16 protein-coding genes are annotated in these 19,509 nt (G+C 61.0%); 7 read left to right on the top strand and 9 right to left on the bottom strand.

All coding sequences use genetic code 11. The features are described from left to right. Positions 1-46: 46 nt before the first annotated feature. From ACODTO_RS18835 to xylA, 4 genes are all read right to left on the bottom strand, one after another. A complete protein-coding gene (locus tag ACODTO_RS18835) occupies positions 47-1,183 on the bottom strand; it encodes a sugar ABC transporter permease (RefSeq protein ID WP_139650404.1) in 1,137 nt (378 codons plus the stop codon). Next, positions 1,184-2,740, bottom strand: a complete 1,557-nt coding sequence (gene xylG, locus ACODTO_RS18840; protein WP_139650403.1) for a D-xylose ABC transporter ATP-binding protein — start codon at positions 2,738-2,740, stop codon at positions 1,184-1,186. 174 nt (positions 2,741-2,914) lie between these two features. Then, on the bottom strand, positions 2,915-3,916 hold the full coding sequence (gene xylF, locus ACODTO_RS18845) for a D-xylose ABC transporter substrate-binding protein (protein WP_139650402.1): 1,002 nt from the start codon (positions 3,914-3,916) through the stop codon (positions 2,915-2,917). A 205-nt stretch (positions 3,917-4,121) separates the two neighbouring features. Beyond that, on the bottom strand, positions 4,122-5,438 hold the full coding sequence (gene xylA, locus ACODTO_RS18850) for a xylose isomerase (RefSeq protein WP_175386513.1): 1,317 nt from the start codon (positions 5,436-5,438) through the stop codon (positions 4,122-4,124). Between the two features lie 152 nt (positions 5,439-5,590). On the opposite strand from xylA, the gene ACODTO_RS18855 reads away from it, so the two are divergent. Genes ACODTO_RS18855 through ACODTO_RS18870 form a run of 4 tightly spaced genes read left to right on the top strand, consistent with a single transcriptional unit; the run spans position 5,591 to position 8,495 of the window. Further along, a complete protein-coding gene (locus ACODTO_RS18855; protein WP_489106888.1) occupies positions 5,591-6,841 on the top strand; it encodes a XylR family transcriptional regulator in 1,251 nt (416 codons plus the stop codon). A gap of 26 nt (positions 6,842-6,867) precedes the next feature. Continuing rightward, a complete protein-coding gene (locus ACODTO_RS18860; RefSeq protein ID WP_489106889.1) occupies positions 6,868-7,200 on the top strand; it encodes a type II toxin-antitoxin system HigB family toxin in 333 nt (110 codons plus the stop codon). Beyond that, positions 7,197-7,832, top strand: coding sequence for a helix-turn-helix domain-containing protein (locus ACODTO_RS18865; RefSeq protein WP_139650399.1), 636 nt, complete (start codon positions 7,197-7,199; stop codon positions 7,830-7,832). Before ACODTO_RS18860 ends, ACODTO_RS18865 begins: the two co-directional genes overlap by 4 nt. A gap of 39 nt (positions 7,833-7,871) precedes the next feature. Then, positions 7,872-8,495 (top strand): SMI1/KNR4 family protein, encoded by a 624-nt coding sequence (locus ACODTO_RS18870; RefSeq protein ID WP_139650398.1) that lies wholly within the window; start codon positions 7,872-7,874, stop codon positions 8,493-8,495. Positions 8,496-8,880: 385 nt separating this feature from the next. Here the strand turns inward: ACODTO_RS18870 and ACODTO_RS18875 are convergent, their stop codons facing one another. From ACODTO_RS18875 to ACODTO_RS18890, 4 genes are all read right to left on the bottom strand, one after another. Further along, a complete protein-coding gene (locus ACODTO_RS18875; RefSeq protein ID WP_489106890.1) occupies positions 8,881-9,750 on the bottom strand; it encodes an AraC family transcriptional regulator in 870 nt (289 codons plus the stop codon). A 243-nt stretch (positions 9,751-9,993) separates the two neighbouring features. Continuing rightward, positions 9,994-10,728, bottom strand: coding sequence for an ABC transporter substrate-binding protein (locus ACODTO_RS18880; protein ID WP_139650024.1), 735 nt, complete (start codon positions 10,726-10,728; stop codon positions 9,994-9,996). Between the two features lie 15 nt (positions 10,729-10,743). Further along, positions 10,744-12,084, bottom strand: a complete 1,341-nt coding sequence (locus ACODTO_RS18885) for a GGDEF domain-containing protein (RefSeq protein ID WP_464711691.1) — start codon at positions 12,082-12,084, stop codon at positions 10,744-10,746. A gap of 1 nt (position 12,085) precedes the next feature. Then, entirely contained in the window at positions 12,086-12,856 is a 771-nt protein-coding gene (locus ACODTO_RS18890; protein ID WP_139650021.1) for a substrate-binding periplasmic protein, read from the bottom strand. A gap of 251 nt (positions 12,857-13,107) precedes the next feature. On the opposite strand from ACODTO_RS18890, the gene ACODTO_RS18895 reads away from it, so the two are divergent. The 3 genes from ACODTO_RS18895 to ACODTO_RS18905 all read left to right on the top strand — a co-directional run bounded on the left by ACODTO_RS18895 (position 13,108) and on the right by ACODTO_RS18905 (position 17,328). Continuing rightward, on the top strand, positions 13,108-15,027 hold the full coding sequence (locus ACODTO_RS18895) for a sensor domain-containing diguanylate cyclase (protein WP_489106891.1): 1,920 nt from the start codon (positions 13,108-13,110) through the stop codon (positions 15,025-15,027). A gap of 119 nt (positions 15,028-15,146) precedes the next feature. Next, positions 15,147-16,772 (top strand): alpha,alpha-trehalase TreA, encoded by a 1,626-nt coding sequence (gene treA / locus ACODTO_RS18900; RefSeq protein ID WP_489106892.1) that lies wholly within the window; start codon positions 15,147-15,149, stop codon positions 16,770-16,772. Between the two features lie 25 nt (positions 16,773-16,797). Then, entirely contained in the window at positions 16,798-17,328 is a 531-nt protein-coding gene (locus ACODTO_RS18905; protein WP_139650015.1) for a DUF488 domain-containing protein, read from the top strand. A 35-nt stretch (positions 17,329-17,363) separates the two neighbouring features. On the opposite strand, the gene ACODTO_RS18910 is transcribed toward ACODTO_RS18905, so the two are convergent. After that, positions 17,364-19,073 carry an amidase gene (locus ACODTO_RS18910; RefSeq protein ID WP_489106893.1) on the bottom strand — a complete coding sequence of 570 codons (1,710 nt, stop codon included), beginning with the start codon at positions 19,071-19,073 and terminating at the stop codon, positions 17,364-17,366. Between the last annotated feature and the right edge of the window lie 436 nt (positions 19,074-19,509).

Genomic DNA, 19,509 nt, shown 5'->3' on the forward strand with positions numbered 1-19,509 from the left:
CGCCACGGGTGGATTCCTACGAGATTTTCAGAAGGCCCTGGCTCCCTCAACGCCGCCCCACGCGCGTACTCACATCCACCCAAACCGCCAGCACCAGGATGCTGCCCTTGACGATCATCTGCCAGTAACTGTCGACGTCGAGCATCGACATGCCGTTGTCCAGGCTGGTGATGACCAGCGCGCCGAGGAGGGCGCCGTAGACGGTGCCGGAGCCGCCGCGCATGGAGGTGCCGCCGATGAAGCAGGCGGCGATGGCGTCGAGTTCGCCCATGTTGCCGGCCGAGGGGGAACCCGCTGCCAGGCGTGCGGTGTTGACCAGGCCGGCGAGGGCGCACATCACCCCCATGATGCCGAAGATCCACAGTTTCACCGCTTGCACGTTGATGCCGGACAGGCGTGTGGCTTCCATATTGCTGCCCACCGAGTAGACGCGGCGTCCGAACACGGTCTGGCTGGTGACGTAGCTGAACACTCCCAGCAGGATCAGCAGGAGCAGCACCGGAACCGGAATGCCGTCGTAGCTGTTGAGGGTATGGACGAACCCGGCCAGCACCGCGCCAATCGCCACCACGCGCAATACGTCGCGCACCAGGGAGTGTGCCGTCAGGCCATGGAGGGCGCGGTTACGGCGTTGTTTCCAGGTCAGGAAAACGGTGAGGGAGAACAGCAGTACGCCCAGCGCCACACCCACGGTTTGCGGTAGGTAACCCTGGCCGACGTAGACCAGCTCCGGCGAGACCGGGGCAATGGTGGTGCCGCCGGTGATGCCCAGCAGGACCCCGCGAAACGCCAGCATGCCGCCCAGTCCCACGATGAACGACGGAATACGCAGGTAAGCGGTCATGAAACCGTTGGCCAGGCCGATGACCAAGCCGCACAGGGCCACCAGGCTGAGGTTGGCCAGCAGCGGTATGTGATAGACCACGTCGAGAATCGCCGCCAGGCCACCCAGCAACCCGAGCAACGAGCCCACCGACAGATCGATTTCACCGCTGATGATCACCAGCACCATGCCGCAGGCGAGGATCCCGGTGATGGACATCTGCCGCAGCAGGTTGGACAGGTTGCGCGGGGTCAGGAAGCCGCCGTCAGTCTGCCAGCTGAAGAACAGCCAGATGACCGCCACGGCGATCACCAGCGCGAGCATTTTGTAGCGGGTGAAGAGTTGTTTGACCTGATTCATCTACGCGGACTTCCGATCGTTATTGTTATGGCCATCGGGATGGCTGAGCGCAGCAGCGAGCACTTGTTCCTGGGTGAGGCCGTGGTTGACGAAGTCACCCCGCAACTGGCCTTCGCCGATCACCAGTACGCGGTCGGAAACCCCCAGCACTTCGGCCAGCTCCGAGGAAACCATGATGATCGACACCCCTTGGGCCGCCAGCGCACCCATCAGTTTGTAGATCTCGTACTTGGCGCCGACGTCCACGCCCCGGGTAGGTTCATCGAGAATCAGCACCCGGGGTTTGGTCAGGAGCATTTTCGCCAGCACGGCTTTTTGCTGGTTGCCGCCGGAGAGGCTGGTGATCGGCAGGAACGGGCTCGCCGTCTTGAGATGCATGCGTGAGATTTCCCGGTCGATGCTGCCCAGTTCGGCTTCGGCGTCGATGCGGGTCAGCTTCGAGAAATTCTCCAGCACGGCGAGGGTGATGTTCTGGCCGACGCCCAGGTCCGGAATGATCCCTTGCCGCTTGCGGTCCTCGGGGACCATGCACAGGCCGGCGCGGATCGACTTGAGGGGCGTGCGGGTGTCGATCGGTTGACCGTCCAGCCAGACTTCCCCTTCATGACGCCCGGGGTAGGCACCGAACAGCGCCGACACCAGCTCCGTGCGACCCGCACCGACGAGCCCGGCGATGCCGAGGATTTCACCGCGTTTGAGCACGAACGAGATATCGTCGACCCGTTTGCGCCGGGGATTATCAACGTCGTAGCAGGTGATGTGGCGCGCTTCGAAAATTACCTCGCCGATGTCATGGGGTTCGGTGGGGTAGAGGTTGCTCATTTCCCGCCCGACCATCTGGGTGATGATCCGTGGGATATCCATGTCGGCCATGGCGGTGGTCGCGATGTGCTTGCCGTCGCGGATCACTGAAATGGTGTCGCACACAGCCGCCACTTCATCGAGCTTGTGTGAGATGTAGACGCAGGCTACGCCCTTGGCCTTGAGGTCACGGATGATATCCAGCAGCACCTCGATTTCCGAACGGGTCAGGGCTGATGACGGCTCGTCGAGGATCAGCAGGCGCGCCTGTTTGTTCAGCGCCTTGGCGATTTCCACCAGTTGCTGGTAGCCACCGCCATACTGCGACACCGGGAGCGAGACGTTCATGTCCGGTACCTTGAGCTCACGCATCAGGGCTTCGGCGCGGTGGATCATCGCCGGGTAGTTCATGCGCCCGCCGGGCAGGGTCAGCTCGTGGCCCATGAAGATGTTCTCGGCCACCGACAGGTCGGGTACCAGGGTCAGTTCCTGGTGAATGATGACGATCCCGGCGGCTTCGGTTTCGCTGATGGACTGTGCCTTGAGCGGTTGGCCATCCCAGAGGATCTCACCGTCCCAGGTGCCGTAGGGGTAGACCGCCGAGAGGACTTTCATCAAGGTGGATTTGCCGGCGCCGTTCTCGCCGCACAGGCCGACGCATTCCCCCGGCCGGACCTTGATGTCGATGCCATTCAGGGCTTTGACACCGTCGAAGGTTTTGACGATGCCGTTCATTTGCAGCAGGTAATCGGACATGGCAAGGACTCGTGGAAAAGGTCTTACACATAAGCCTGCCGGTCAATCTCCTGTGGGAGCGAGCCTGCTCGCGCTAGCGGTGGTTCAGCGTGCATCGATGTCGGATGTGCTGTCGCCATCGCGAGCAGGCTCGCTCCCACAGGGACTAAGTTTCACTGACCGGTGGTGTTCAACTTACTGCCCGGCGATCTGTGCCTTGGTATAGAAACCGTCTTTTTCCAGCAGGTCGATGTTGTCCTTGGTCAACGGGGTCGGGGTGAGCAGGATGGTGTCGACTTTCTTGCTGCCGTTGTCGTACTGCGAACTGAAGGCTGGCTTCTCGTTGCGCGCCAGTTGTACCGAAAGCTTGGCGGCTTCGGAGGCAATCAGCTTCAGGGGCTTGTAGACGGTCATGGTCTGGGTGCCATCGATCACCCGCTTGACCGCTGCCAGGTCGGCGTCCTGGCCCGAGATCGGTACCTTGCCGGCCATTTTCTGCGCGGCCAGGGCCTGGATGGCGCCGCCTGCGGTGGCGTCGTTGGAGGCGACAATGCCGTCGATCTTGTTGTTGTTCCGCGTCAGGGCGTTTTCAACAATGCTCAAGGCTTCGGTGGGGTTCCATTCCTTCACCCACTGTTGGCCGACGATCTTGATGTCGCCCTTGTCGATGGCCGGTTGCAGCACCTTCATCTGGCCTTCGCGCAGGACCTTGGCGTTGTTGTCGGTAGGCGCGCCGCCGAGCAGGAAATAGTTGCCCTTGGGTGCGGCTTTCAGCACGCCGCTGGCCTGCATTTCGCCGACCTTTTCGTTATCGAAGGAAATGTAGGCGTCGATATCGGCGTTCAGGATCAGCCGGTCATAGGACACCACCTTGATCCCGGCCTTCTTGGCTTCGGCGACGGCGTTGGTCAGCACGGTGGCGTTGAACGGCACGATGACGATCACATCGACGCCACGGGAGATGAGGTTTTCGATCTGCGAAATCTGCTTCTGCTCGTTGGCATCGGCTGATTGCACGAAGACCTTGGCGTCCATTTTTTCCGCCGCCGCCACGAAGTAATCACGGTCCCGGGACCAGCGTTCCAGGCGCAGGTCGTCGATGGAAAAACCGATCTTCGGGTGCGCCGCATCGGCCATGACCGGAAGCGACAGCAAAGCCAGGGCGCTGGCGAGTAAGGTGCGTTTTACAGTTTTCATTGTGGTGCGTCCTTTTATTTTTGTTTGAAAGACACTGCCTGACGATGAGCGTGATGCCGGTAGAACTGTAGAGCGTTGCACAGCGTCGTGGGCGGAGATTTGTCGTGGGAATGTCACAGCCTCTTTTGCAGGTCAGACTAATCAGGATTGCTTTTGGGGGCCGCTTCGCAGCCCAGCGGGGATAAATCCCCTCGCCACAACGGAGTCAGGGGTAGATGAACCGGTTGACGACGCCTTCGAGCATCTCCTGCCGGCCACTCACCGCCTGCGGATTCAGCTCGTTGACGAAGGCATGCTCGGCCAGCGAGGCGAGGCTGAACTTGCCCGCCAGCACCGCCTGGCCGAACGGTTGCTGCCAGCCGGCGTAGCGTTGATCCTTGAATTGCTGGAGCCGGTCGTTCTGCACCATGGCCGCTGCGCGCTCCAGGGCCAGGGCCAGGACGTCCATCGCTGCGACATGGCCGTGGAACAGGTCGAGTTCGTCCACGCTCTGGCGACGGACCTTGGCGTCGAAGTTGAACCCGCCATTCTTGAAACCGCCGGCCTTGAGGATCTCGTAGGTGGCGAGGGTCATTTCCTCGACGCTGTTGGGGAACTGGTCGGTGTCCCAGCCGTTCTGCGGATCGCCACGGTTGGCGTCGATGCTGCCGAAGATTCCCAGTGAAGTGGCGGTGGCAATCTCGTGATGGAAACTGTGCCCGGCCAGGGTTGCGTGGTTGGCCTCGATGTTGACCTTGATCTCGTTTTCCAGGCCGAACTGTTGCAGGAAGCCGAAGACCGTGGCGCTGTCGTAATCGTATTGGTGCTTGGTCGGCTCCTGGGGCTTGGGCTCGATCAGCAGGTCGCCCTTGAAGCCGATCTTGTGCTTGTGCTCGACCACCATGCCCATGAAGCGGCCCAGTTGCTCGCGCTCGCGTTTCAGGTCGGTATTGAGCAGGGTCTCGTAACCTTCGCGCCCCCCCCACAAGACGTAGTTGGCGCCCTTGAGGCGCAGGGTGGCATTCATGGCGCTGAACACTTGGGCGGCGGCGCAGGCGAAGACTTCCGGATCGGGGTTGGTGGCGGCCCCGGCGGCGAAGCGCGGGTTGCTGAAGCAGTTGGCAGTGCCCCACAGCAGTTTGATCCCGGTCTGTTCCTGATGGCGTTCCAGGTGGTCGGTCATCAACGCGAAGTGGTTACGGTATTCCTTCAGCGAGCTGCCTTCCGGGGCGACATCGGTGTCGTGGAAGCAGTAATAGTCGACGCCCAGTTTGGAGAAGAACTCGAAGGCGGCTTCGGCCTTGCCGATGGCCAGCTCCATCGGATCCCCAGTGTGTTGCCAGGGGCGCTTGAACGTACCGGCACCGAACACATCGGACCCCGGCCAGACGAACGTGTGCCAGTAGCACACCGCCATACGCAGGTGTTCGCGCATGGGCTTGCCGAGCACGAGCTTGTCAGCGTCATAGTGACGGAAGGCGAGGGGCGAATCGCTGGCGGGGCCTTCGTAGCGAATCTTGTCGACACCGGGAAAGTACGGCATGGGCGATATCCTTTTTATTCTTGGCGGTGTCCCGATACTAACGCCGGCCCTGTGGCTGATGATTATGAAAATCACCAGAGGGCAGTTCGATTTTGTATTGAGCTTCGGGGGCCACGCGCCTAGTCTGTGTTCACCGGCCCAGGGTGAAAACAATGAAAACCATCCCCCCCGTCCACCGCATTGCGCTGTTGTTCAACGGCAGCAAGATCTACGATCGCGGCATCATCAGCGGCATCGGTAACTACCTGAGCAGCACCCGCGCGTCCTGGGACCTCTTTCTTGAGGAGGATTTCCTGTGCCGGTTGAAGGGGATCGAACGCTGGCAGGGCGACGGGATCATCGCCGACTTCGACGACCCGCTGATTGGCGAGGCGCTGGCCGGGATCCGTTTGCCGGTGGTGGCGGTGGGCGGTTCCTACCAGGATGAGCGTGCCTATCCCAAGGGCATTCCCTATGTCGCCACCGACAATTTCGCGCTGATGAAGTTGGCCTACGAGCACTTGATCGAAGCCGGCCTCACGCGCTTTGCCTGCTTCAGCCTGCCTGAAGCACAAGCCAATCGTTGGGCTCAGGAGCGGGAGAAAGCCTTCCGTTCACTGGTGCAGCGAGATGGCCTGCCGGCGGAGATCTATCGCGGCATGGGCACCAGCGCGCCACTTTGGGACAGTGCCGTCGAACAGCAGATCGCCTGGCTGCAAAGCCTGCCCAAACCCATCGGCATCATCGCCGTCAGCGATGCCCGTGCCCGACAACTGCTGCAAGCCTGCCTGACCGCGGGCATCGCGGTGCCGGAGCAGGTGGCGCTGATCGGCATCGACAACGACCCACTGACCCGCAGCCTGACCCGGGTGCCCCTGAGTTCAGTGATCCAGGGCACCGAAACCATGGGCCGCACCGCCGCGCGCCTGCTCCACCAGATGCTGCACGGCATGCCCTCCACGGGCATGCAGATATTGATACCTCCCGACGCGATCAACGTGCAGGCCTCGAGCCTGCATCAACCGTTGGGCAACCCCTATGTCATGCAGGCGCTGCTGTTCATCCGCCAATACGCTTGTCAGGGTATCAAGACCGCGCAAGTGGCGGGATATGTAGGGGTGTCGCGGTCATCGCTGGAAGCGCATTTTCGCAAGGAGCGGGGGTGCAGCGTGCATGACGAGATCTTGCGGTTCAGGTTGGCCGCGGCGGCCAGTGGGTTGGAGAGGACGGATTTGGCGATCGCTGACATTGCCCGCAACTGCGGCTTCAAGTCGGCGCAATATCTGCACACAGTATTTCGTCGGGAGTTTGGGTGCACACCCAGGCAGTATCAGCAGGAGGAGCGCGACCCCTTCTCCGGGAAGCGCTCTTTGAATTTCACCACTGCTGAAAATTCCGGTTGTGAAAAAACACAACTGGAGTAGCATCCGACTCAAGGACAGGGAAGCCTATGGATATACTCAAGCCGTCACGTTTTGACGCCGCCGCCATTTTGTACCCGAACGACAAGGCCGGGCTGGATCGCTGCCGGCGCATGTTGAGGATGGCCCGTCCGACAGCGTTCGCGGACCTGCAGAAACTGTTCGGTACCCACGGTATCGATCTGTTCAAGCCGAGAGCCGCAGCGAATTGGGTCGTGATTGACGTAGGGAGCAACAATCTCAGGGTGATAGGGGGTGTCCACTACATCCGACAGAAATTCTACGTCAAACACATCTGCACGCATGCCGATTACGACGTTGCCAACGTCTGGTATGCAAGAAACAAAGGAGTAAAACGATGAGCGCAGTCCGGAATGACTTTCAGACCGTGATCGCAACGCTTGGCGAGCTACACGCGGTGCTGGAGCGCCTGCGGGGTGAGTTCGTACATGGCATCGAGACGCCCGCCGATTATGAGCGTGCGACCGATCTGCTTGATGAACTCACCGACGGGCGCGAGTTGAGCAAGGTCGAGGAGAAAATTCTCGTCGAGCTCGAAGACGAAATACTGGCCTACCAGCGCGACTCCGACCAGTTTCGCGAATCCACTGCCGCGTTTGAAGCGACATGCACCCCGGTGCAATTGATCAGGGACCTGATGGAGACGCTCGGGCTCACGGGCTCGGACCTCCCTGAAATTGGCGACAAGACGGCGGTGTCCAAGGTGTTGAGTGGGGATCGGCCCATCAGTCACAAGATGGCGTATGCGCTGGCGCAGCGGTTTGCGATGGAGCCGGGTGCTTTTCTATCGGCAGCCCCGGCCAAGCCGACCCCTATTGAAACCGCTCGCCCTACGGCCAGGAAGCCCGCGAAGTACAGCGTTCGCAACGAGCCGCTGGTCGCACACCTGGCAACCGAGGCCGGTACCGATGAATACAAGGTGGCCGCTTCCAGGAAGCGCAAACCGACAGGCAAGGACCCGGCCAAGGGTTAGTCCCGTACCGCCTCCACGTAATGCGCTTGCGAGATCTCAATGACTGAATACCGCGGATTGATCCTCGAACGAACCCGTGCAGGTGCCACGGACAGTGCCATCGCGCAACTGGAAACCAGCCTTGGCGCCCGCCTGCCGGAAGACTACCGGCAGTTTCTCAAGACCTGCAACGGCGCCTACGTGGAATATGATGTTGTCGCGACCCTGGCCAATGGCGATGAGGAGCTGCTGAGCTTTTCGTTGTATGGGCTGGATCCGGACAAAGAGTATGAGTCCAACCCCTTTGAACTGGAGCAACTGCGGGCGGAACCCGGCTTCCCCGCGACCGGGCTGCTTCCAATCGGGCGTGACGGCGGCGCAAGCCTCTTGCTCCTGGACCTGCGAGAAGGGCGCCAGGACGTGGCCGCCATGGTCGCCGGCTTACCCGCTTGGACCGGCCGCCGCCAGCAAGGCGATGAATACGTCGTGTTGGCGAGTTCCTTTACCGGCTACCTGGATTCGCTGCATCTGTCCCATGAGCGGATCGAGGAACATATCGAGCACTTCATCATCAGCCCTGACAGTATCGAGGCGACCCTGGAATGGCTGGATAAAGGCAGCCCGGGGTGGCGAGAGCGCTACCGAGCGCAGTGGAATGCCAGGGTGGTGGACAGGCCGATCTGAGGCCTGCTTGCGATAGAGGAATGTCAGTTACGCAGGGGTTGAATGTGCCGCCGCCATCGCGAGCAGGCTCGCTCCCACAGGGTTTTTTGGCGTATGCAATGGCTGCGTACACCCCAGATCCAATGTGGGAGCGAGCCTGCTCGCGATGGCGGAATGTCAGTCACGAAGATGTCGAATGTGCCGCCGTCTTCGCGGGCAAGCCCGCTCCCACAGGGTTTTGTGGCGTATGCAATGGCTGCGTACACTCAGGTCCGATGTGGGAGCGAGCCTGCTCGCGATAGCGGTGGGTCAGGTTGCCGGGATGTTGGCTGTGCTGATGCCATCGCGAGCAGGGCTCGCTCCCACAGGGGGTTGTGGCGTATGCAGTTCCCCCATCCGGAAACCGCTACTGCAACGGCACATAAATATCCGTCTCCCACTGATCCTTCGGTGTCTCTGGATACACGCTCAGGTAGTGGAAGAACAGCGGCTGGTCGCGAAGCTCTTCTCCGCTGTTCGGGAGCCAGTCGCGGTAGATCGGGTAGATGCTTTCGCTGATCAGGTCCGTCGAGCCCAGGTGTCGCACCACGGCGTAACGGCCTCCGGGGATGAGGGTTTCGCGTATGCCGAAGGTGTTCGGCGCGACGGCCTGGTGTATCTCACCGCAAATGGCAAAGCGAAATGCTTCCGGCGGCGTGGTATCGGGGTTGGTGAAGGGAATACCGAAGGTACGACTCGATGCCACGGGCGATTGTCCGCTCTGCATGCGCCACTGGATGAAATGGCGCACGCTTTCATCGAGAAGCTGTGTCGGGCCGCGATGCTCGAGTGCGGCGACCCTGACTTCGGAAAAGTCCACGATGTGTAATTGCATGATGACGCTCCTGGAAAAGTGGGGGACTTCAAACGCCGCATTCCAGACTTGCCAGCTCGGTTGCCGCCTGAATCTACTCGGCGCTACACCGAACGCCCGCCTGAAGGCTCTGCTGAATGCCTCGGGGCTTTCGAAACCGGCATCGAAGGCTGCCTCCAGCACCGCATAATCTGCACGCGATGCCAGGCGATTGGCCGCCCGCCGCAGACGCATCAGTTGCACGTACCGTGCGACAGGCAAACCCATGTAGGCGGTGAACTGTCGATGGAAGTGAAACGCCGAGAAGTTCGCCACTTGGCTCAGCGTATTCACCGACAGCTCACCCTCGAGGTTGGCGTCGATGTAGGCGAGTACTGTGTTGAATCGCTTTAGGTAGGCAGCGTTGGTCGATTTGTCGTGCACCGGGCAAAGGCTCCTGGAAGGACGTTGGGCACAGGATCGGTCATGCCGACAGGTGTTCGCCTAGCCGCATTTGCTCAGGTAGCGAGCACGGGTGGTGATTACCCATGATATTTTCGGATGGTCAGTTTCGCCACTAACCCAGGATTTCCGTGGGAGCGAGTCTGCTCGCGATGACGGCGGCATATTCAACCTCAATGCAGGCTGTCCCACCGCAATCGCGAGCAGGCTCGCTCCCACAAGGCTTTAGCGTTCTTCGCGCATGATCCGCGCCACTTCACCTGACGCCTCGAGCTGCTCGAAAGCGCGCTGCGCTCGGGCGACGATCTCATCCGGCGTGCTCAGGCTGAAGGCCATGTAGACGCGGGCGGGACGCTCATCGAAGGAGTAGACCTCTTCCAGGTCGGCGAAGGCTACATGCTCTTCGTCGCAGATGATCCGTGCCGCGTTTTCCGGCATCGGCAAGAGCTGGACCTGACGGTTGAGCAGTTTCTGGAAGTTATCACGACGATCCGCTGATACCACCAACCGGGTAAACCCCTGCTGTTGCAAGAGCAACTGCTTGGAGTCGTTACGCACCACGCCCGTGGTATAGAGCTTGGCATCCTCGAGGTTGGCCAAGGTAATGTCGTGGCGTTCGCGCAGCTTGTAGAGCTTGATGGTCACCCGTTCCAGTTCGCCCACCCATTTGAACAGCGGCTCGCGCAGCACCGTGCGATCCATGGGATAGATGAGTACATTGGGCTCGTGCAGGGCCTTGTCGTAAGCCCGGGCCCAGGGGTACAACAGGATATGGTGGTCGGTCAGCCCGGCTTTAGTCAGTGTCTCTTCTACGACGCGGGTGCCCGGCCCGACGAGCTTGCCATCACGCAGGTACGCGTACAGCGAGTCTTCGGTGACGACTTCGATCCCCTCGGCGTGACTGTGCAGGCTGGTCAAGGCCGCGAACAAACATAAGCAGAGCGTCAGGCGATAGTGCATACAGGCCTCACTGGTTTAGAAGGCAACGCAATTACGTCCTTGATGTTTGGCCCGATACAACGCCTGGTCGGCACGTTGTAGTAACAGGTCGAAATGATCCATGGTCTGCGGGTCCAGCTCGGCGACGCCGATGCTGAGGGTGACAAAGGGTGAAACCGACGAGCCGCTATGGGGCAGTTCGCGCTTGGCCAGGCTGGCACGAACCCGTTGGGCGGCGTCATAGGCCTGCTTTGCGTCGACATTAGGCAGCATCACGACGAACTCCTCGCCACCCACCCGGGCGGTCAGCTCACCGGAGCGCTCGAAGACGCCGCGAAGGGTTTCGGCGATTTGCTGCAGGCATTGGTCGCCCTGGATATGGCCGTAGGTGTCGTTGTAGAGCTTGAAAAAGTCGACGTCGCACATGAGCACCGACAATGGGGTCTTATAGCGAAGCGCACGACGAAACTCGACTTCCTTGAGCTCGTCGAAATAGCGACGGTTGGGCAGCCCGGTCAGCGCATCGTGCCGTGACAGGGCTTCGAGGGCCTGGTTGGCTGCCTTGAGTTCCGCGGTACGTGCCTCGACCAACTCGGCCAACTGATCGCGGCTGGCCTCAATGGCCAGTTCATCCAGGCGCTGGCGCTCCAGGTGAGTGTGGAGGTTGTCCTGGAGTTCGTTGAGCTGCGATTCAAGCAGGCTCAGTTCGTCCTGGCGACGCACCGAACGTTGCAGCTTGAAGTGCTGCCTGAGGGTCTGTGGCGTGAGTTGACCCAGGTGCCGGGCGATGTGGATGACGTGTACGGTCACCAGGCGATTGAACACGGTCATGACCAACCCGGCCAGTAACAGCGACTGGATCACCTGGGTGATGACGATGCTGCGGGCCTCGCTCCAGAGGCGTTCCCACAGCAGGTTGTTATCGCCTTCGATGGTCAGCTCACCAACCTTTTCGTTGGCGCCTTCGTAGGGTTGCGCGACGAGTTCACGCTGCAGCGTGGGCGCCGGGCCGGACATGACGACGGCGTATCGATTGAGTTCGATGATCTCGGGCGATTGTCCGGGTCGCAGGATCTTGAGCACCACGCGGCCCACCGGTGCCGCCTTGGCGACGCTGGAGAGTTGTTTGCCGAGGGATTCACGGTCCAGTTCCCAGATGGCGTGGGACAAGGTGTTCTGGAACACCTGGTCGATCAGGACCAGTTCCGAATTCATTTCCGCCAGATTGTTTTCCCAGGCGAGCCAGGTACGCAGCGTGACCATGGCCAGGGTAAAAAGCAGGCAGAACAACAGTGTCGCGAGTACCAGGCGACGCCCTAGCGAGCTGAACGCCTTGACCTGTGGTTGGATTGAAGGAGTCTCGGAGTGACGCGCCATCTCACAGCCATTTGTGCAGGATGGCATCGTAGACGCCATTGCGACGGATGGTCTCCAGGCCGGCGCGGAATTTCTCCACGGTCTCGACCGGCGTCTTGCGGCTGAACGCCATGCTCAGGCCTTCCTCGCGGCTCAAGGCGGGAATCGGCAATGTGCGGATCAACACCTTGGCTGGGTCTTCGCCGTTCTGGCGAACCAGGTATTGGGCGTTGAGTTCGTTGGAAATCCACATCTCCACATGGTCGACCTTGAGCTTGCGGTAGTTGTGCTCGTACTTGGTGCTCGACTGCAATTCCTCGCCGATACGGAAACCCTTCGAGACCAGGTATTGCTCGCCCACGTCCTGGTTGACGGTGGCGATCTGGTGACCACGGGCCTCGTCCAGCGAGTTGAGTTTCACGGGCCGGTCAGCCAGCGAATACAGGTACCAGCGGGTCGGTGCGATGGCGCCGACCCATTGGAAAAGCGATTCGCGTTCAGGAGTGCGGGCGATGGAGTAGATCAGCACGTTGCTGTCATCGAGTGCTAACTGATAGGCGCGCGCCCAAGGCATGGACTGGATCGGGGCCTGCATGCCGATTTCCTTGAGCACGGCCTGGACCACCTCGGTGCTCATGCCGGTCATCCGCCCATCCTGCGTCATGTTATAGGGTGGCAGTTCCTCCGTAACGATGCGTAGCGCAGGCTCTGCCGTGGCATTCGGCGAGAATCCGCTTGCAGCCATGAGCATCAGCACACCAAGCACCAGCAAACGGTCAAGCGACAGGACCATCGAAAATTACCCTAAGAAACCGGCAGGACACGGTGGGGCCAAAGAGCCCTCTCCTCGATAGTTATCGGCTGGGTTGACTCAGGCTTGAGTCGCACCTGTCGTCGTTCGTCACCTGGGGGAAGATGGACGGCTCGTCCGGCGGATTGGCGTGTAATTCGCCCTGGAAACTTCAGCCTTGGGCGGTCGGGCCGATATTGCTCATATGCGCATTGGCGTTGGCGCTGGCGAGATGTTGGATCGGAGAGCAAGAGATGTCGCAAGAAGACCCAGGGCTGAGCTCCGGCAAACACTCACTCACAACCCGTGCGCTGCGTTTGGCGGTCCTGCGGATCGGCCTGGTTTCGTTGTGTGCCGGTGCGATTTCCTATTATGTGAACCTGTCCTCGCTGGAAAAAGCGATTACCACGCAATTGTTGCTCTCCACCGAGCAGACTTTGCAGCGCGAATCCCTGCCGTTCAACGAAATAAAGGACCTGCAGCGCAATTTCCTGAACGAGTTCAGGAGCCGCCTCGACAACCCGGGAAGCCGAGCTGCACTGGTGCAGGACTTCGACCGGATCTTCTACCGGCACGAGGATGGCTCCTACACCCAGCGACCGATGCTGTTCGAAGGTGAACCGCTGCCGGACGGCCGTCGCTTCGCCGGAATGTCAGCCACCTACGCGCCCGATATTCCACCCAACGATGACATCAAGGCCCGGTTTGCCTTGTCGTATATCCTCTCGTACAAATATGGCTCCAGCGTCCAGGGGCGCCTGTTCAATTTTTATGGCGTAGTGCCTGAGAAAGGCTTTCCCATCTACCAGCAGGCCGATATCGCCAAGGTCTTTACCTATTCCGGGCCGGATGCCCTGAAGCTGGAAACCTATGAGTTCTATGCGCGCGGCTTTGCGAGCCCAGCTAGCGAAACGCTGTTCACCCGGATGTATTGGGATGCCTCCAACAACGCCTGGATGACCACCGTGGCCACGCCCGACGTGGCCGACGCCTCCGGCAAGCACCAGATCCTGGCCTGTGTCGATGTACTGCTCGATGAACTCATGAAACGCACGGCCAAACCCTTCGTGGATGGCGCGTACAGCACCATGTTCATCGCCGATGGCGACGGCACGCTGATCTACTATCCAGGCAAGATGGACCAGGTCAAGACCAGCGAAGGCAAGGCCTCCATCCGTTCGCTCGGGCTGGACGGCGACTATCCGCTTCTAGAGACCGTGCCCAAGCTGGCGCCCGGCCAGGCGGTGGTGGTGCAGACACGCGACGACATTGTCGCGATGGGCCTCGTTCCGGGTACACCCTGGGCACTCGCGGTGCACTTTCCCCGGGCGCAGATGGTGCCGGCGATTCTCAACAACCTGCTGATCGTGGTTGCCCTTGGACTGCTGACCCTGCTGGTGGAGATCTTCATCCTGCGCTCCATTCTGCAGAAGCAGGTAGCCATCCCGCTGTTTCGCCTGATGCAGGCAACACGCTCGCTGGGTTTGTCCCGGGAACGCCTGAACCGCGACAGACTACCGATCCGCTCCGCCGATGAAATTGGCGAACTGGCACGGGACTTTGCGTCGATGGCGGATCGAATCCAGGATGCCCATGAACAATTGGAACTCAAGGTCAAGGACCGGACTGCGGCGCTTGAGGAAGCCAATCGGCAACTCGTTGTGCTGAGCACCACTGACGGCTTGACGGGAATCGCCAACCGTCGGCACTTTGATGAAACCCTGGTCAACGAATGGCGGCGCTCGGTGCGCGCGGGAACACTGTTGTCGCTGATGCTGATCGATGTCGACCTGTTCAAGAGCTATAACGACCATTACGGACACCAGGCTGGCGATGATTGCCTGCGAAGCATCGCCAATGCGCTGAAAGCCCATACCCAAAGGGCCGGTGACCTGGTGGCGCGCTATGGGGGCGAGGAGTTTGTATTCATCTCCACGACACCCAACGTCGACAGTGCGCTGCAGCATGCCAAGGCCCTGGGCGAAGCCGTGGAGGCCCTGGCGCTGCCCCATGCCAGGTCGCCGTTCGGCTTCGTGACGGTGAGCATTGGCCTGGCAGTCATGGTGCTCATGGAGGAGGTGACGGCACAAGACCTGCTCAAGCAAGCCGACCAGGCGCTCTACATGGCCAAGGCACGGGGCCGCAATCAGACCAGGCTGGCGAATGCTTCGTGATCCTGGGCCTGACGTCACCGGACAAAGGCCAAACTCCATCGATCCGGCGATTTAAATGAACCCAGTGTCACTCCCTCATGTCACTCGTTTGTCCAGGAACGACAACAGGGAGTCCACTGATGCGACCTTTGCATTTCACCAGCCTGTCCTTCGCCGTCGTGCTTTGCGCGGCCTGTTCCAGTCAACCGCCGGCAACATGGAGCTACGCCGATGCCCAGGGACGGGCCAACTCGCCACCTGACCAGGCCTACCCGGAGCTGTTTGAAGCGGTGCAACGCGGCCAGGTGTTTACCGACCAGAAACACTTCGTGGACGCACTGCCGAACCGCGACCCGGCGCAGATCCGTGCCGATTACCTGGCCCGCCGTGAAAGCCCCGGCTTCGATCTCAAGGCTTTCGTGAAGGCCAATTTCACCGAGTCCGGTCAAGCCGAAAGCCCGGCACCCAAGCCCGGCGCGCCGATTCGGGAGCACATCGACAATCTCTGGCCGGTGCTGAGCCGAACCTACAGGGAAGTGCCTCAGTACAGCAGCCTGTTGCCCTTGCCCCAACCCTATGTGGTCCCGGGTGGGCGTTTTCGCGAGATGTATTACTGGGACTCCTACTTCACCATGCTCGGTCTGGAGCAAAGTGGCGACAAGGCCCGGGTGCGGCAGATGGTCGACAACTTCGCCTACATGATCGATACCTACGGCCATATCCCCAATGGCAATCGCACGTACTACCTGAGCCGCTCCCAGCCGCCGTTCTTTGCCTACATGGTGGAGTTGCAGGCGCACATCGAGGGGGACCAGGCCTACAGTCGATACCTGCCACAACTGCAAAAGGAGTATGCCTACTGGATGGCTGGCGCGCAGACGCTCAAGCCCGGCGCGGCAGCCCAACACGTGGTCAAACTGGCTGATGGCAGCGTGCTCAATCGCTACTGGGATGCCAGCCCGACGCCACGGCAGGAGTCGTGGTTGCAGGACGTCAAGACCGCCGAACAGACGCCGGACAGGCCGAAACAGGAGGTCTGGCGAGACCTGCGTGCCGACGCCGAAAGTGGCTGGGACTTCAGCTCCCGCTGGCTGGGCGACGGCAAGAACCTGACGACGATACGGACCACCGCCATCGTGCCGGTGGACCTGAATAGCCTGATGTATCACCTGGAGCGCACCATCGCCAAGGCCTGCGGGACTGTCCAGAACGTGCCCTGCGTCCAGACCTATGGCCAGCGCGCCGACCTGCGCCAACGGGCCATCGAGCAGCATCTGTGGAAGGCCGATGGCGGCTATTACGTGGACTACGATTGGCAACTGAAGCAGCAACGCCCCAACTTGACCGCTGCGACGCTGTTTCCGCTATACACCGGTCTGGCCTCGGCCGAGCGCGCAGGTCGTACTGCCGATGCGGTACGTTCAGGCTTGCTGCGTCCGGGTGGCATCGCGACCACCCAGGTCAGCAACGGCCAGCAGTGGGACGAGCCCAATGGCTGGGCACCGCTGCAATGGGTGGCGGTGGATGGTTTGAATCGTTACCAGCAGACCGCGCTGGCGGAGCAGATTGGTACGCGCTTCCTGGCACAGGTGCAGAATCTCTATCGCGACGAAGACAAGCTGGTGGAGAAATACGACGTATCCGGCGCGGGGCAGGGCGGTGGCGGGGGCGAATATGAGTTGCAGGATGGCTTCGGCTGGACCAATGGTGTCACGCTGAAGTTGTTGGAGAAATATGGCGTAAGCGCCGACTTCGGCAGCCATTGACCGTGCTGTTTCGAGGGTCTTCGTCATGAACAATGTTTACACGATAGGTCATTCGACCAGGACCCTCGAACAGTTCGTGGAAACCATCGGGAGCTTTGGGATCGACACCGTGGTCGATGTGCGAACGGTTCCGCGATCCCGGACGAATCCCCAATACAACTTGGATACCTTGCCTGGGCAGTTGGCCCGGCTTGGAATCAACCATGAGCAGATCGTGGAGCTGGGAGGGCTGCGAAAGAAGTCAAGCACCGTCCCTGAAGAGACCAACGCGTTCTGGACCAATCGAAGTTTTCACAATTACGCCGACTATGCGCTCTCGGAGGCGTTCGAGGGCGGTCTGAACCGGCTGCTGGCGCTCGGTGAAACCCACCGGTGCGTCATCATGTGCGCGGAAGCGGTCTGGTGGCGCTGCCATCGAAGGATCGTCGCCGACTATCTGTTGCTTCGCGACGTCGAGGTCATCCACATCATGGACAAGGATAAATCGAGCAGGGCGATATTGAATCCTGCCGCAAAGGCGCACGGGCTCAAGCTGACGTACCCTGCATCGGCGTAGCGGGGTGGTGGGCAACGCTCCACCACCCTTTGGTTTCAGCGAGTCGACAACGGCGGCGTGCGCGGCGGTACCCGCCGTTTCGAGCCGGTTGACTCGAATGCCGAGGCCAGGCGCAGCAGGTTCGAGTCGTCATAGGCACGACCGGCAAACGTCAAGCCGACAGGCATGCCGATGTCTGCCATGACGCCCATCGGCACGGTGACGGTAGGCACGCCCAGATGGCGGATGGCGAGGTTGCCGTTGGCGACCCAGACGCCGTTGCTCCAGGCGATATCCGCAGAGACCGGGTTGACGTCGGCGTCTGCCGGCCCGACATCGGCGACGGTGGGGAAAATCACCGCATCGAGTCCAAGCTGCTGCATCCAATCTTCCAGGTCGATCTGCCGGGTCTTTTCCAGCCCCCTCAGACCGTCCGGCAACGTGGGAATCTGGTCCCAGGGCGTGATGCCGCGTTCGGCCATTTTCACGTATTCGTCCATGCCGGCGGCCAGATCGTCCTCGCGGTTGGGCAGGGTGCCCGGGTCGTGGGGGAAGATCAGCGGGCCGTTCACGTCGGCCAGGCGATTGAGTTTCGGATCACCGTTGGCCCGCAGGAAATCATCGAACGCCCAGGCCGACAGGTCCCACAGTTCGTGGTGGAGGAACGCCTTGGAAACAAGGCCACGGGTAAACACCGTCGGTGCGCCGGGGCGGTCACCCTCGCAATTGGATACCAGCGGGAAATCCACTTCGATCACCTCGGCGCCGCAGGCTTCCAGTACCTTGCGTGCTTCTTCCCAGAGGGCGATCACTGAAGCCCGGGTGATGATGCGTTGCCCGGTCGGACCGCCGATGCCCGGGGCTTCGGCCGTGCCGGCGTCGGGATCGGCATTGATGTACATGCGGGGAACGCCGAAGCGGATACCTGCCAGCGCCTCGGGAGCGGCGGCGAGCGCGGGGTAGGACGCGGGCCGCACGGCATCGACGCTCGGAATGGGCACCCAGGGTTGCAGGCGCCATAGGTCGCCCCGGGTATCCGGGTCCTGTGCGACCACCACATCCAGCACTTCCAGCAGATCGGCCATGGTCCGTGCGTAAGGCACGACCACGTCCATCGTTGGCGTCAGCGGCCAGTTGCCGCGCACCGAGATCACACCACGCGAAGGCGTGTAGGCACACAAGCCATTGTTCGAGGCCGGGCCGCGTCCGCTGGACCAGGTTTCTTCGGCCAGGCCGAATGCGGCGAAACTGGCCGCCGTTGCCGTTCCGGCGCCGTTGGATGAACCTGATGCAAAGGGTGCGGTGAGGTAGTCGCCGTTGTACGGGCTCTCGGCGCGGCCGTACACGCCACGCTGCATGCCGCCGTTGGCCATGGGCGGCATATTGGTCTTGCCCAGGCATATCGCCCCTGCACCACGCAACCGCTCGATGGTGAAGGCATCGCGATAGGCAATCAGGTCCTTGAAGGCGGGGCTTCCGGAGGCGGCTGTGAGGCCTTTCACCAGGTAGCTGTCCTTGGCGGTGTAGGGAATGCCATCGAGCGGTCCCAGCGTCTTGCCCTGGGCCCGACGGACATCGGATGCCTGTGCCTCGTTCAACGCCTCGGGGTTTCGCACCACGACCGCGTTCAGGGCGGTTGGCGTGTCCGGCCCGTCGTAGGCCTCGATCCTGGCGAGGTAGGCTTGGACCAGCTCTACCGCTGTCGTCTGTCCAGATTCGAGCGCGGCGCGCAACTGGGCAATGGAAACTTCAGTGATTTCGATCATGCTGTTATCGCTGCGGATGACGAGAGATGGGGGTTGTACACCCTGGGTCTCTCAAAGTGGATTCTCATTCGATTGCCGTGCACTTTACCACCGTCATCGCGAGCAGGCTCGCTCCCACATTGAAGCTGCGGTGCATGCATTACTTTCACGCAACACAGGCCCCTGTGGGAGCCGGGCTTGCCCGCGAAGGCGGTGGTACATTCGACATGGATGCAAGCTGAACCACCGCCATCGCGAGCAGGCTCGCTCCCACATTGGATCGGCGGTGCATGCATTGCTTATGTACGACACAGGCCCCTGTGGGAGCGAGCCTGCTCGCGATGGCGGCGGCACATCCAACATTGAACGACCTGATCCACCGCTCTTCCAATTTGCCCCCGCAATACCGGTACGGGGGGCTTCCCATTACATACGGGAAAACATATATTCGATTTTT

Source organism: Pseudomonas sp. FG13, assembly GCF_057809755.1.

Coding starts and splice junctions, on each gene's coding strand:
- ACODTO_RS18835 (WP_139650404.1), bottom strand. CDS start 1,183: ATGAATCAGGTCAAACAACTCTTCACCCGCTACAAAATGCTCGCGCTG.
- xylG (WP_139650403.1), bottom strand. CDS start 2,740: ATGTCCGATTACCTGCTGCAAATGAACGGCATCGTCAAAACCTTCGAC.
- xylF (WP_139650402.1), bottom strand. CDS start 3,916: ATGAAAACTGTAAAACGCACCTTACTCGCCAGCGCCCTGGCTTTGCTG.
- xylA (WP_175386513.1), bottom strand. CDS start 5,438: ATGCCGTACTTTCCCGGTGTCGACAAGATTCGCTACGAAGGCCCCGCC.
- ACODTO_RS18855 (WP_489106888.1), top strand. CDS start 5,591: ATGAAAACCATCCCCCCCGTCCACCGCATTGCGCTGTTGTTCAACGGC.
- ACODTO_RS18860 (WP_489106889.1), top strand. CDS start 6,868: ATGGATATACTCAAGCCGTCACGTTTTGACGCCGCCGCCATTTTGTAC.
- ACODTO_RS18865 (WP_139650399.1), top strand. CDS start 7,197: ATGAGCGCAGTCCGGAATGACTTTCAGACCGTGATCGCAACGCTTGGC.
- ACODTO_RS18870 (WP_139650398.1), top strand. CDS start 7,872: ATGACTGAATACCGCGGATTGATCCTCGAACGAACCCGTGCAGGTGCC.
- ACODTO_RS18880 (WP_139650024.1), bottom strand. CDS start 10,728: ATGCACTATCGCCTGACGCTCTGCTTATGTTTGTTCGCGGCCTTGACC.
- ACODTO_RS18885 (WP_464711691.1), bottom strand. CDS start 12,084: ATGGCGCGTCACTCCGAGACTCCTTCAATCCAACCACAGGTCAAGGCG.
- ACODTO_RS18890 (WP_139650021.1), bottom strand. CDS start 12,856: ATGGTCCTGTCGCTTGACCGTTTGCTGGTGCTTGGTGTGCTGATGCTC.
- ACODTO_RS18895 (WP_489106891.1), top strand. CDS start 13,108: ATGTCGCAAGAAGACCCAGGGCTGAGCTCCGGCAAACACTCACTCACA.
- treA (WP_489106892.1), top strand. CDS start 15,147: ATGCGACCTTTGCATTTCACCAGCCTGTCCTTCGCCGTCGTGCTTTGC.
- ACODTO_RS18905 (WP_139650015.1), top strand. CDS start 16,798: ATGAACAATGTTTACACGATAGGTCATTCGACCAGGACCCTCGAACAG.
- ACODTO_RS18910 (WP_489106893.1), bottom strand. CDS start 19,073: ATGATCGAAATCACTGAAGTTTCCATTGCCCAGTTGCGCGCCGCGCTC.